The following is a 12,798-nucleotide window of genomic DNA, read 5'->3' as shown; positions in this document are numbered from 1 at the left end:
CGCCCACGCAGCGGGCGCCAGGTGCGCTCCTGACCGTCGAGGACGTCGCGGACAAGCTCGGCGTCGCGGTCCAGACGACCTACCCGTGGCGGACGATGTGACCCGTCTACGGACCGCAGCCGTTCAAGGTCGGCAAATACCTGCGCTGGAAGCCCGAGGTCGTGGAGGCGTGGATCGCGGAGCAGAAGGAGGGGTGATCCGCGCCGCTACCGGGCGTGGTGCACAGGCTCATCAGAGGCTCAGGCTGGCGGAAAGTGCACTCATCGACCCCGCATTTACCCCGCACATATGCTGGTATCGGCGGGAAAGGGCGGATACCCCTCGGCCACGTTCCTCTGGCGCTTGCGCGCAAGCCGAAACCCCGCAGATACCCCTGATCATGCACGGTGCGCAATTACAAGTACGGTGCGCTACCAATTGCGCCAAGCCGGAAAGGCCCGGAAATCCGGGCCAAATCGGGGTGTCTACGGAATACGAGGGTATGTCACCCCGCACAAACCCCGCACATTTATCTCTACTCTCCCACCGTTCGAGGAGCCAGCCCGGAGTCTATCCTTCGATCCCGCGGATCTCGCTCGACTGCCAGGATCGCTATGATCGCGCTATGAAGGCACTGCGAGCATGAACGAGCCCGTGGAGAATCCGTTCCCATCCTTCGAGGACGTCGTGTGGTCGTTCCTGCAGTTGGCCGGAGTACCGTTCTTGGTACTGGTGCCCGCGATGCTCGTGCTGTGGATACTCGACTGGATTCACACAGCACGCCGCGTCACATCCGGCGCGGCAATGGTCGCGTCTTCGACTCGGCGCGGCTTCGACGCCCTCAACGCGCGCGCCGCCTTCCGTGTCAGCATTTTGGTCGCTCTGCAAAGCGCCGCCGTAGCGTGCATCTACGGCGCTGTCGCCTGGCTCACGGCCATGGGCCCCCGCTCCACTTCGGGGAGACCGACCTTCGAGGAACTCGTCGACCAGGTGCTCGGCGACCCCGCAGCGCAGAAGGCGGCGTTCACGATTCTTTGGTTGTCAGTCGGCTTGGCTCTCGCGTTCGATGGCGCGATGGCGAGCCGCAATACGACGGCGATCAAGATCACCGGCGTGGCGTGCGTGGTCCTGATGTACGGCTTAGGCCTTCTCGGACTCGGTGGCGTCGTTCTAGGAGCATTCGGCTTACTCGCGTACGGGATGCCCCCTGATCACACAACGGCCATGTGGATCGGCCTCGCTGTTCTTGCTGCGATCGGGGTCCCCGCCGCTATCGCTTCTGATTACCAAGTGAAACGAGTCTTCCCTCAGCACGCGCGAGCGTGAGTAGGTGTCACTTATTCGCCATCTTGCGCAATACCTCATCGAGTGCTCTCGCCGCCGCCGTGCCGCCCACCGGCTTGCTCATGTAGACGTTCATCGTCAACGACGGGTCCGCGTGGCCGAGATACTCAGCGATCGCGCGAGCCGAAAGACCGGCCTGATCGAGCGCGGTCGCGACGGTCTTGCGGAACGAGTGGAAGGTATACTCACCCAGCTCGAGCCGCTCCCGCGCCGCCCGCCACTCGTTCGCCGTGTTGCGACGATCCCTGCGCTTGAGGAACGGCGTCGGGAACACCGGCCCGTCGCGACGCTCCCGGCGCACCAGAGTCACGACCGCGGCCGCGGCCGCGGCGAGCACGTTCGCGAGAGCTGCGAGGCTCGTCGCGGTTGCTACGAGGCCGGCCACGGTGGCCCACTGATCGAGACTGTCCACCCAGTGAATCCATCGGGGCTCGGTCGTCTGGTCCGCTCCGTCCCGCGTCGCACAACACCTGTGGTCGTCCCATCCGGGGGCCGGTCCTTCAGGCCAGACAATCCTCCATGCCTGCACCGTAGGGCGGTGTCGGGAGTGGCATGGAGACTGTCCACATGCCGAACACGGATGCCAGCAGCACCCTCTACTTCGCCATCAAGAGCTTGCGCGGGTGGTACGAAGTCCTCCAGGGCGCTGAGAACAGCATGATGCCCGGCTTCAGACGGAACGTGGGGACCGTCGTGTCCTCCGTCCTTCTTGCAAGCGGTGAAGAGGTATCTCCCGTTGCCGTGACCGGTTCCCTGGATGACAGCTTCTCCGGAACGCTCCTGGTCGTCTACCCGAATTTTCTTGTCATGGTAGATGCGCTTCGTCTTGAATCCGATAGCGCGAGTCACGTCACAAAGTTGTGCCCGGTGGCGAGCGCATCTGCCATCGTCATCGAAACCAAGCACTCGTACTACGACGGAACCGAAGAGCATCCACGCCACAAGGGCTTCGTGTTCAGTGTCGTGCTTGGCGGACAGCGGATTCAGATCGGCGGCTCCGCCTATCCCCGGCAGTCGCCTTTGGTCGAGGACAGCGCGATCTACGAGGCGTTCAAGGTCGTCAGGGACCGCATCACGGCTTAGAACAGCGTCAGCCGGTGTCGTCGCTCTGACCTAAGGCACCGCACCCGCTCAGTCCGCGACTCGATCTGATTAATGAAGCAAGGCCATTCAGCGATCTCGCCATCGCTCCCATCGCTCTACGACGAAAGCGATGTCATCCTCCGTCCACGCGGGGATCGTGATGCCTTGTGATTCGAGATCCTTACGCGCCTTCTCGTGCTCGAGTTGAGCCTCTAGCGACGACCGCGGCCGATACACTTCCCGGATCGAATCTGTCATCTGCTGATGAACCCGCGAGATGACGGACAGCTCGAACCCGTCGAGCGCTCCTCCATCCTGCAGCCCGGCGATCTCAAGCAGAAGATCACGCACCGGCCCCTCCGGATGCGCGGGTGATGAACTCTCCGGTTGCGACGGGGTAGATGCGGTCGTCGACGTTGGAGGGTGCGCCGGGGATGATTCCGCCGGCTACGCGTCCCTCTCGCAGCCCTCCGTAGACGCGGTCGCCGACGACGACCTGGTCGGTGGTGAGTTTGAGAGTGATGGTGCGGCCGTCGTAGGCGCGGATGAACGTGTCGATGGTGGTGCGGGCGGCGGCGGTTTCGGCGATCATCTTCTACTGGATGTCGGAGGGGATGCCGAGATCTGGTCGGCGAGGGCTTGGGCGGCGTCGGCGTTGTGGCCGAGCTGTTGGGCCCTGTCGACGAGGGCTTTCTAGCTGTTCTCGAGCGTCGCTCGGTACCCGTCGGTGTTGCCGTCGAGAGCGAACTGAGCGTCGGCGGCACCCTGCGCTTTCTGGGCGAGGTTGACGAGGAGGGCCATGTTGTCGCGTCCCGCTGGGGTGGATTCGTCGAGGGTCGCGTTGTACCCGCAAGTCCGTAGGAACGTCGTGCCGCGAAGGCGCTGTACGACAAGGCCGTCGACCCCGCCATGCGTGAGATCCCGCCGATAGTGAGCACACCAGGGGCCATAAGGGCGGCCCCACAAGGAGCGACATCAATGGCCCTCGAGCGCAAGAAGCAGTGACGGGGAGTCCGCCTCTCCCACCGCAGACGAAAAAGGCGGGACGTTTGCATCTGACGTCCCGCCTTGCGCAGTCCATCTCGGGAGATGGTGCTGCGATTGTGATGGTCCCCAGACCGTTCACCTCCTCACCGTAACCACACGCGATCACAGACGACGCTTTGGGATCCGGCGTGGCGCCGTCGCGCTCCGCCGTGGATTTCTTGGGGCCGTCTTGGTGCGATGTCGTCAAACTCGGGTCGTGCCCCCCACGCGAGCCCAGGCCGATCAGACGTCTGACCCCGTTCCGCCGCGGTCGCGGGTTCCCGAACCGACCGCCGCCTTCTGGGCCGCCAAAGCGGCATCGACGGCGCTGGGGGAGGCGGTCTCCGACTACTCCATCCGCATCATGCCGCCCGAGGTCGCCGTCCTCCTCGGCTTCGCCTTCTTCGTGGGCGCCGTCGGCTTACAGCTCACGCGCCGCCGGTACCGTCCGCGTGCCTACTGGCTCGCCGTCGCCGCGGTCGGCGTGTTCGGCACGATGGCCGCCGACGTCATGCACGTCGCCCTGGGGGTCCCTTACCCCGTCGCCGCGACGGCCTACGCCGTCGCCCTCGCGATCGTGTTCGTGCTGTGGCGACGTGTCGAAGGAACCGTGTCGGTGCATCAGATCACGACCACCCGCCGCGAGCTTTTCTACTGGGCCGCGGTGGTCGGCACCTTCGCGCTCGGGACCGCGGTGGGAGACTTCACGGCCGTGGGACTCGGCATCGGCTACGTCGGCTCGATCGCCCTGTTCACGGTCGCGATCGCGGTGATCGCCGCGGGCCACCGGTGGGGCCGTTGGCCCGCGGTGCCGGCGTTCTGGGCCGCCTACGTCCTGACGCGTCCCTGGGGCGCGTCCGTCGCGGATGCCCTCGCGAAGCCGATCGCCGAGGGCGGGGCGGGCCTGGGGTCGGGGTGGGTGGCGCTCGCCTTGACGCTGCTCCTGATCCTCCTGGTGGAATCGATGCGCCGCCGCGGAGCGACGCTCACACCCGCCCTGGCCTGAGCATTAGGCTCGCGGCATGGCCCACCTCGTGCTCACCGTCGTCGGCGACGACCGCGCCGGTCTCGTCAGCGCCCTCGCCCACACCGTCGCGGACCACGGTGGCAACTGGGAGCAGAGCGAGCTCGCCGAACTGGCGGGCGCGTTCGCCGGCATCGTGCTCGTGTCGGTGCCCGATGACCAGCAGCAGTCCCTCATCACGGCGCTGAACGGCCTCGACGGCCTGCTGCGGATCACAACCCACGACGCACCGTCACCGACGTCGATCGCGACACCGCACGCCGTCTCGTTCACGGTCCTCGGCAACGACCGCCCCGGGATCGTCCGCGACGTCACCGCCGCCATCGCGGCCCACGCCCTGAGTATCGACACCTTCCGCAGCCGTACGCTCGACGCCCCCATGGCGGGCGGCACCCTGTTCGAGGCGACCGTCACCGTCAGCCTGCCGGCCGATGCGGATGCCGGTGCCCTCACGAGCGCGCTCGAAGCGCTCGCCGGCGAGATCCAGGTCGATCTCACCGTCGGCTGACGCCGGAGATGGACGAGCTCGCCGACGCGATCCGCGCCGATCTGCGGCTCGCCGCCGACCCCGCGCGCGCCGCCGGCCAGCAGGCCTACATGAAGTCGGCGATGCCGTTCCTCGGCGTGCGGGTGCCCGCCGCGAGGCGGCTCGCACACGCCCGCGCGCGCGGCATCCGCGACGGCGTCGTGCTGCAGGAGACCGCGCTCACGCTCTGGGACGGCGCGCAGTTCCGCGAGGAGCGGTATGCCGCGCTGGCCCTGCTCGCGCTGCGACCGGTGAAGGGCGACCTCGCGATCGTCCCGATGATCGCGCACATGGTGCGGACGGGTCAGTGGTGGGACATCACGGACGAGCTCGCGCACCGCGTGGCGGACCTGCTCGACGCCCACCCCGCGGAGGCGACCCTGCTCGTGCGCGGCTGGAGCGTCGACGACGACCTGTGGATGCGGCGGCTCGCGATCATCGCGCAGCTCGGCCGACGCGACCGTCTCGACCTCGATCTGCTCACCGATGTCATCGAGCAGAACGCCGACGATCCGGAGTTCTTCATCCGCAAGGCGATCGGGTGGGCGCTGCGCGATGCCGCGCGCACGAGACCCGACGAGGTGCGCGCGTTCGTCGCCGCACATCATCTGAGCCCCCTCAGCGCCCGCGAGGCCCTCAAGAACCTCTGAGCCCGCCTGCCCGCGATCCGACCGGGGCTCCCGCGCCGGACTCAGCGCAGCGCGAGCGGGAGGACGGCCAGCGCCACCGTGACCGGGGCGACGACGAGCCCCAGCAGGATGTAGCGCTTCCACGGCACATCGACGCCCACGGCGTGCAGCCGTTCGTGCCACAGCAGCGTCGCCAGCGATGCCCAGGGCGTGATGAGCGGTCCCGCGTTCACGCCGATCAGCAGAGCCGCCAGACGCACGGGGGAGCCCGCCGCCGACTCGAGCGCGAGGTACGCCGGCAGATTGTTGACGACGTTCGCACCCAGGAGCCCGACGCCGGCGACCTGCCACAGCGAGACGAGATCCTCACCCGTTCCGGTCGCCGCAGCCAGCAGCGCCCCCGACCCGAGCGCCTCGGCGGCACCGACCGCCAGGAAGAGCCCCGAGGCGAACACGACCAGCTGCCACGGCACCAGAGCCCACCGCAGCACACGCGGCGAGCGCCAGGCGAAGACGACCGACAGCACGACGGCGGCGCCGAGCGCCGGCATCCACGGCGGGATGCCGATGACCAGCAGCGGCATCATGACGACGAGCACCACGGCGGAGATGCGCAGCAGGACCGGATCGGCGACGCGCGGCGGCCGCGCGGGGGTGAACCGACCGCGCAGGTCGCGGCGATTCGTCAGCCACAGGAGCACGACCGTGACGACGGTGGCGATGACCGCCGACGGGCCGAGCAGCACGAGGAAACTGAGGGCGTCGAGATCGCCCAGTCGGTGCGCGGCGAGGAGGTTGGTGAGGTTCGACACGGGCAGGAACAGCGACGCCGTGTTCGCCAGCCACACCGTCGCGAACGCGAACGGCATCGGCGACAGCCCGTTCGCGCGCGCCACCGCGACGACCACCGGCGTCAACAGCACCGCGGTGGTGTCGAGCGACAGGAAGGCGGTCACGACCGCCGCGAACGCGACGACCATCAGCCACAGGACGATCACGCGCCCCCGTGACAGGCGCGCCAGCCGGGCCGCGGCGGCGTCGAAGACACCGGCCTGCGCCGCGAGCTCGGCCACGACCGTGACGGCCACGACGAAGAGCAGGATCGGCCAGACCCGATCGCCGATCTCGAGGGCGGCCTCCGGTGGCAGCACCCCGAACACGACGGCGGCGCCGCCCAGGAGCAGCAGCACCGCTCCGACCACGGCAAGCATCACGGCATCCATCATGGACCCTCATCGAGCGGTCCGGTGCGGCGATAGACTGCACACATGGAACAGAGCCGGATCAGCGCCTTCGCGACCGGCACCCGAACGCCCGGTGCACGAACGATCTGGGCCTGAGCGGGCAGGGCGCGCGGCGCCCGAAGCTGAGCATCCCATCCGATCCATCTTCTGGAGACCTTCCTTGACTGACGCCTCACCCGCGGCGGCCGTGACCTACCCCGCCGACGGCTTCACCCTGTTCCCCGACCGCTCCGTCGTCGCTCTGCGCGTCAACGGCGACCTCAAAGACCTCGCGACGGTCGTCACGGCCGCCGACGAGGTCGAGCCGGTCCTCGTCGACAGCCCCGACGGCCTGTCGATCCTGCGCCACTCGACCGCGCACGTCATGGCTCAGGCCGTGCAGCGCATCAAGCCGCAGTCCAACCTCGGCATCGGCCCGCCCATCACCGACGGCTTCTACTTCGACTTCGGCAACGTCGACCCCTTCACCCCCGACGACCTCAAGGCCATCAAGAAGGAGATGGAGCGCATCGTCCGCGAGAACCAGCGGTTCGTGCGCCGCGTGGTCGACGAGGCCGAGGCGCGCGAGCTGATGGCCGACGAGCCGTTCAAGCTCGAGCTCATCTCGCTCGCCGGCGGTCCGGGCTCGGGTGCTGACGCCGCCGAGGGCGCGTCGGCCGAGATCGGCGCCGGCGAGCTCACGGTCTACGAGAACGTGAACCGCGACGGCGAGGTGGCCTGGCGCGATCTGTGCCGCGGTCCGCACGTTCCCGGTACCCGCTACGTGTCCAACGGCTGGGATCTCACCCGCGTGGCCGGTGCATACTGGCGCGGCAGCGAGAAGAACCCGCAGCTGCAGCGCATCTACGGCACCGCGTGGCCCACGAAGGACGAGCTGCGCGCCTACCAGCAGCGTCTGGAAGAGGCGGCCAAGCGCGACCACCGCAAGCTCGGCAAGGAGCTCGACCTCTTCTCGTTCCCCGACGAGATCGGCCCCGGCCTCAGCGTGTTCCATCCCAAGGGCGGCATTATCCGCTACGAGATCGAGCGCTACATGCGCGAGCGTCTGCTCGCGAGCGGCTACGAGGTCGTCAACACCCCGCACATCACCAAGGGCGACCTGTTCATGACCAGCGGACACCTGCAGTGGTACGCCGACGGCATGTACCCGCCCATGGTGCTCGACGAGGTCGTGGATGCCGACGGTCACGTCAGCCGCGAGGGCCAGGAGTACTACCTGAAGCCCATGAACTGCCCGTTCCACAACCTGATCTTCCGCTCGCGCGGCCGCTCGTACCGCGAGCTGCCGCTGCGGTTGAGCGAGTTCGGGTCGGTGTACCGCTACGAGAAGAGCGGCACCCTCTCCGGCCTCACGCGCGTGCGCGGCATGACCCAGGACGACACCCACATCTACGTGACGGCCGACCAGGTCAAGGGCGAGCTCACCCACAGCCTCGACTTCGTGCTCCAGACGCTCCGCGACTACGGTCTCAACGACTTCTACCTGGAGCTGTCGACGAAGGAAGACGGCAACCCGAAGTTCATCGGGGCCGACGAGCTCTGGACCGAAGCGACCGAGACCCTGCGCGAGGTGGCCGAGGCATCCGGGCTCGAGCTCGTGCCCGACCCGGGCGGCGCGGCATTCTACGGACCGAAGATCTCCGTGCAGGCGCGCGATGCCATCGGGCGCACCTGGCAGATGTCGACCATCCAGCTCGACTTCAACCAGCCCGAGCGCTTCGAGCTCGAGTACACCGGACCCGACGGCGAGAAGCACCGCCCGGTGATGATCCACCGCGCACTCTTCGGCTCGGTCGAGCGGTTCTTCGCGATCCTCCTGGAGCACTACGCCGGCGCGTTCCCCGTGTGGCTCGCACCGGTGCAGGTCGTCGGCATCCCCGTCGCGGACGACTTCGCGCCGTACCTCGACGAGATCGTCGCGCGCCTGCGGGCCGCCGGCGTACGCGCCGAGGTGGATCACTCCGACGACCGGATGCCGAAGAAGATCCGCACGCACACCACCCAGAAGGTGCCGCTGCAGCTGATCGCGGGGGAGCAGGACCGCTCCGCCGGCACGGTCTCGTTCCGCTTCCGCGACGGGTCGCAGACCAACGGCATCCCCGTCGACGAGGCGATCGACAAGATCGTCGCCGCGATCTCGGGAAAGCTGCTCGTGAACACCGCGGAGGACCTCGCATGAGAGGGCCCGGTCGTTGAGCGAGCCGGAGGCGACCCCCCGGTCGTCGAGCGAGCCGGAGGCGACCTCCCGGTCGTTGAGCGAGCCGGAGGCGAGTCGAAACGCAGACGCCTCTCTCGAGGAGGCGAGCGCCTTCGCCGGCGTCCCCGACGGCTTCCAGCGGCTCTGGACGCCGCACCGCATGGCCTACATCAACACGGGCGCCGACGCCCTCCGCGGATCGGGGTGCCCGTTCTGCGCGGCGCCGCAGAAGTCGGATGCCGACGGCCTCATCGTGCACCGGGGTGTCACGTCGTACGTGCTGCTGAACCTGTTCCCCTACAACTCCGGCCACATGCTCGTGTGCCCGTACCGCCACATCGCGACGTACGACCAGGCGACGGCGGAGGAGGTCGCCGAGATCGGCGCGCTCACCCAGGTGGGCATGCGGGTGCTGCGCGAGGTCTCGCGCTGCGACGGCTTCAACATCGGGATGAACCAGGGCGCCGTCGCGGGTGCCGGTGTCGACGAACACCTGCATCAGCACATCGTGCCCCGGTGGGCGTCCGATGCGAACTTCTTCCCGATCATCGCGCGCACGAAGGCCCTGCCCCAGTTGCTCGGCGAGGTGCGCGAAGCCGTCGCCTCCGCCTGGCCGCACGCGTGAGGACGGCGCCGTCGTGGTGAGCGGCGGAGGGCCTGACGACAGCGCCGAGCCCCTGACCGTCGACGAAAGCCGGCTCCGGGCGCTGCCGGCATCCACCGTCGAGCTCAGCGGCGACATCACCGCGTTCGATGTCGCCCGCGCCGTCGCCGAGACGCGGGAGCGGCAGGATCCGCTGTACTGGGTGGACCTCGAGGTCGCCGCGGGATGGGTGATCGTCGGCGACAACGGCCAGGGCGACGAATGGTGGCTCGGGCCGCGGGGCGACGTCTGGTTCTTCGATCACGTCGACGGCGAGAGGGCCGTGTCGCGCTTCGCGCCGATGCACCTCTCGATCACGGAGTGGCTGATGGTGGGGCATGTGCTCGCGTCGTTCGAGGCGGCTGACGAGACGAGCGACACCGCCGTGGAGCGCACCCGCGCCGCACTGGAGGCGATCTCGCCCGAGCTCAGCGCACGCTGGCCGTACGACCTGTTCTGACGGGGTGGGGGCGTTTCGACTCGCTGCGCTCGCTCAACGACCGGAAACGCGGCGAAGGGCGTTTCGCTCGCTCAACGACCGGAAGCGCGGGCGAGGCGCGTTTCGACTCGCTGCGCTCGCTCAACGATCGGAAAGGCGGGCGAGGCGCGTTTCGACTCGCTGCGCTCGCTCAACGACCGGAAAGGCGGGCGCACCGCGTTTCGACTCGCTGCGCTCGCTCAACGACCGGGAGCGGGGGCGAGGGGCGTCTCGACTCGCTGCGCTCGCTCAACGACCGGAAACGCGGCGAGGAGAGTCTCGGTCGTTGAGCGAGGCGCGCAGCGCCGAGTCGAAACGCCGAACCTCAGCGCACCCGCGTGACGGGGAACTGCAGCCGCGGGTGGGCGTAGAACTCCTGCGCCTCCACGAGCTGGAGCTCGCGCGCACCGGCGTCAAACGTCGTCTGCAGCAGGTCGTACACGCTCGACACGGTCTTCGCGAGGGCATCCGCGGCATCCCCGCTCGCCCGGTAGTGGGCCGTGAACAACGCCGCCGTGACATCGCCCGACCCGTTCGCCTTCATCGGGATGCGCGGCGTCTGCACGATCCACGCGCCGTCGTCGGTCACGGCGAGCATCTCGATCGTGCCCTCCGGCGCGTCGGGGCGCTCGACCGAGGTCACGAGCACGGTGCGCGGCCCCATCGCGCGCGCGGCGTCCGCCGACGCGAGGGTCGAGGCGAGGTCGCCCGGCTCGGTCTGCGTGAGGAAGCCGAGCTCGAACTGGTTGGGCGTGATGATGTCGGCCGCCGGCACGACGCGCTCGCGCAGCAGGATCGGGATGGCGGGGGCGACGAAGCATCCGCTCTTCGCATTGCCCATGACCGGATCGCACGCGTAGATCGCCGCCGGGTTCGCGGACTTCACGCGCGCGACCGCGTCGAGGATGACGTCGGCGATGCCCTCCCCACCCTGGTAGCCGCTGAGCACGACGTCGATCTCCCCGAGGACGCCCCGCTCCTCGATCCCGGTGATGACGTCGCGGACGTCGTCGGGCGAGATGAGCGGTCCGCGCCAGGCTCCGTAGCCGGTGTGGTTGGAGAAGTTCACCGTGTACACCGGCAGCACCTCGACGCCGATGCGCTGCAAGGGGAACACGGCGGCCGAGTTGCCGACGTGTCCGTACGCGACGGCGGACTGGATGGAGAGGATCTTCATCGGGCGATCATCCTGCTTTCGAAGTCGCGGCTGCGGCGGGGATCGCCGCGGCCAGGTCGGTGGCCAGACGCGCGAGATCGGCGTCGGACAGGTCGTGCACCGTGAGGCGCAGATGGCGGGCGGCGTGGGCGTTCTCGAGCACGAACTCGTCGCCCGGACGCGCCAGCCAGCCGCGGCGCATGAGCTGCTCGGATGCCGCGCGTGCCGGCACCGGCAGCGGCACCCAGAGGCTCAGCCCGTCACCGGCCGACACCGGCACGCCGTGCGCGGTCAGCGCCGCCGCGGCGGCGGCGTTGCGTGCCGCGTAGTGGGCGGATGCCGCGGCCACCGCGGCGACGGCATCCGCGTCGGTGAGCTGCTCCAGAGCGAGCCGCTGCAGCAGATGACTGACCCACGTGGCGCCCGGGTTGAGACGCTCCGCGAGCCGATCGGCGGTGTCGGGGTCGGAGGCGACGACCGCGAGGCACATGTCGGGGCCCAGGAACTTCGAGACGGAGCGGATGAGCGCCCAGCGATGATGGCCGGGAGCGATCACCGAGTGGAACGGCCGCGAGGACAGCAGCGAGAAGTGGTCGTCCTCGATCACGAGCACGTACGGGTGGTCCGCGAGCAGGGCGCGGAGGGCCGCGGCACGCTCGGCCGTCAGGCTGGCGCCGGTCGGGTTCTGGGCGCGCGGCGTGAGCAGCACGGCGCGCACCCCGGCATCCAGCGCAGCGCGGAGGCCGTCGACGGTCATGCCCTCGTCGTCGACCGGAACCGCGACCGGGCGGTAGCCGCCGAGACGGACGGTGTTCAGGCTCGCGAGGAAGCAGGGGTCTTCGAGGGCGACGGCGTCGTCGCGGGTGAGCGTCTGCGCGAGCAGGCGCTCGATCGCATCGGAGGCGCCGCCGGTGATCGTCAGGCGCAGGGCCCGGTCGTCGCCGACGGCGTCGCGCATCCACGCCTCGGCCCAGGCGGCGAGATCGCGGTCGATGACGGGCTCTCCGTACAGCACCGGCCGGCCGGCGATGCGCCCGAGAGCCGGGCGGAGGTCGGGGATCAGCGCGGGGTCGGGGTTGCCCGCCGCGAGGTCGCGGAGCACGGTGCCCCGCGCGAAGCCCTCCTGCGCGACCGGGGTGCGTTCCGCGACGCGCGTGCCGGCGCGGCCGCGCGCTTCGAGCAGGCCCGCCTGGGTGAGGAGGCGGTAGGCGGCCACCACGGTGTTGCGGTTGACGCCGAGCTCATCGGCGAGCGCTCGCACCGGTGGCAGCGGCGCACCGGGGGAGAGGACGCCGCGCTCGACGTGCTGGCGCACGCTGTCGGCGATCTCTGTGGCGGTGGCGCCGACGATGCGGACCTCGGTGGTCGATCCGCGGGGGCTGGTCACACCGTGAAGTCTATGTGACAGATCATGCTACGTTTTGGCCTAGGCCAATATCCGGCATCCGAACCCTCCCGAAGGAGCCCGC

14 protein-coding genes are annotated in these 12,798 nt (G+C 69.1%); 8 read left to right on the top strand and 6 right to left on the bottom strand.

The features are described 5' to 3' along the window. Window positions 1-621 precede the first annotated feature (621 nt). A complete protein-coding gene (locus AC6CQV_RS06005) occupies window positions 622-1,305 on the top strand; it encodes a hypothetical protein (RefSeq protein ID WP_101306367.1) in 684 nt (227 codons plus the stop codon). Between the two features lie 7 nt (window positions 1,306-1,312). On the opposite strand, the gene AC6CQV_RS06000 is transcribed toward AC6CQV_RS06005, so the two are convergent. After that, entirely contained in the window at window positions 1,313-1,735 is a 423-nt protein-coding gene (locus AC6CQV_RS06000) for a tyrosine-type recombinase/integrase (RefSeq protein ID WP_198553617.1), read from the bottom strand. Window positions 1,736-1,890: 155 nt separating this feature from the next. Here AC6CQV_RS06000 and AC6CQV_RS05995 point away from each other — a divergent pair, with 155 nt between their 5' ends. Further along, entirely contained in the window at window positions 1,891-2,406 is a 516-nt protein-coding gene (locus AC6CQV_RS05995; RefSeq protein ID WP_157831616.1) for a hypothetical protein, read from the top strand. 87 nt (window positions 2,407-2,493) lie between these two features. On the opposite strand, the gene AC6CQV_RS05990 is transcribed toward AC6CQV_RS05995, so the two are convergent. Both AC6CQV_RS05990 and AC6CQV_RS05985 read right to left on the bottom strand, forming a co-directional pair. Next, the gene (locus AC6CQV_RS05990) at window positions 2,494-2,757 is read right to left on the bottom strand and encodes a hypothetical protein (protein ID WP_498260518.1); all 264 of its coding nucleotides are present in this window, start codon (window positions 2,755-2,757) and stop codon (window positions 2,494-2,496) included. After that, window positions 2,750-2,998: a hypothetical protein gene (locus AC6CQV_RS05985; RefSeq protein WP_498260517.1), complete on the bottom strand. Its 249-nt coding sequence runs from the start codon at window positions 2,996-2,998 to the stop codon at window positions 2,750-2,752. The genes AC6CQV_RS05990 and AC6CQV_RS05985 overlap by 8 nt, the downstream gene beginning before the upstream one ends. A 651-nt stretch (window positions 2,999-3,649) precedes the next feature. Between AC6CQV_RS05985 and AC6CQV_RS05980 the strand changes: the two genes are divergently transcribed. The 3 genes from AC6CQV_RS05980 to AC6CQV_RS05970 are packed head-to-tail and all read left to right on the top strand — an operon-like array spanning window position 3,650 to window position 5,632. Continuing rightward, entirely contained in the window at window positions 3,650-4,438 is a 789-nt protein-coding gene (locus tag AC6CQV_RS05980; RefSeq protein ID WP_498260516.1) for a COG4705 family protein, read from the top strand. A gap of 16 nt (window positions 4,439-4,454) precedes the next feature. Further along, window positions 4,455-4,964, top strand: a complete 510-nt coding sequence (locus AC6CQV_RS05975; protein ID WP_498260515.1) for a glycine cleavage system transcriptional repressor — start codon at window positions 4,455-4,457, stop codon at window positions 4,962-4,964. Window positions 4,965-4,972: 8 nt separating this feature from the next. After that, window positions 4,973-5,632 carry a DNA alkylation repair protein gene (locus AC6CQV_RS05970; protein ID WP_498260514.1) on the top strand — a complete coding sequence of 220 codons (660 nt, stop codon included), beginning with the start codon at window positions 4,973-4,975 and terminating at the stop codon, window positions 5,630-5,632. Between the two features lie 41 nt (window positions 5,633-5,673). Here the strand turns inward: AC6CQV_RS05970 and AC6CQV_RS05965 are convergent, their stop codons facing one another. After that, complete coding sequence (locus AC6CQV_RS05965) at window positions 5,674-6,834, bottom strand: ArsB/NhaD family transporter (RefSeq protein WP_498260688.1); 1,161 nt, start codon at window positions 6,832-6,834, stop codon at window positions 5,674-5,676. Window positions 6,835-7,015: 181 nt separating this feature from the next. Here AC6CQV_RS05965 and thrS point away from each other — a divergent pair, with 181 nt between their 5' ends. From thrS to AC6CQV_RS05950, 3 genes are all read left to right on the top strand, one after another. Next, window positions 7,016-9,034 carry a threonine--tRNA ligase gene (gene thrS / locus AC6CQV_RS05960; RefSeq protein ID WP_498260513.1) on the top strand — a complete coding sequence of 673 codons (2,019 nt, stop codon included), beginning with the start codon at window positions 7,016-7,018 and terminating at the stop codon, window positions 9,032-9,034. 73 nt (window positions 9,035-9,107) lie between these two features. Beyond that, window positions 9,108-9,677: an HIT family protein gene (locus AC6CQV_RS05955; protein ID WP_492490701.1), complete on the top strand. Its 570-nt coding sequence runs from the start codon at window positions 9,108-9,110 to the stop codon at window positions 9,675-9,677. A gap of 13 nt (window positions 9,678-9,690) precedes the next feature. Beyond that, window positions 9,691-10,155, top strand: a complete 465-nt coding sequence (locus tag AC6CQV_RS05950) for an SMI1/KNR4 family protein (protein ID WP_498260512.1) — start codon at window positions 9,691-9,693, stop codon at window positions 10,153-10,155. Window positions 10,156-10,498: 343 nt separating this feature from the next. Here AC6CQV_RS05950 and pdxY read toward each other — a convergent pair whose 3' ends face one another. Then, complete coding sequence (pdxY, locus tag AC6CQV_RS05945; RefSeq protein WP_498260511.1) at window positions 10,499-11,350, bottom strand: pyridoxal kinase PdxY; 852 nt, start codon at window positions 11,348-11,350, stop codon at window positions 10,499-10,501. Window positions 11,351-11,357: 7 nt separating this feature from the next. Next, complete coding sequence (locus AC6CQV_RS05940) at window positions 11,358-12,716, bottom strand: aminotransferase class I/II-fold pyridoxal phosphate-dependent enzyme (RefSeq protein WP_498260510.1); 1,359 nt, start codon at window positions 12,714-12,716, stop codon at window positions 11,358-11,360. Window positions 12,717-12,798: the final 82 nt, after the last annotated feature.

The sequence above is a fragment of the Microbacterium sp. EG9 genome (assembly GCF_059759475.1).
Note: the sequence above shows the minus strand (reverse complement) of the source record. Positions and strands in the feature narration are given on the sequence as shown.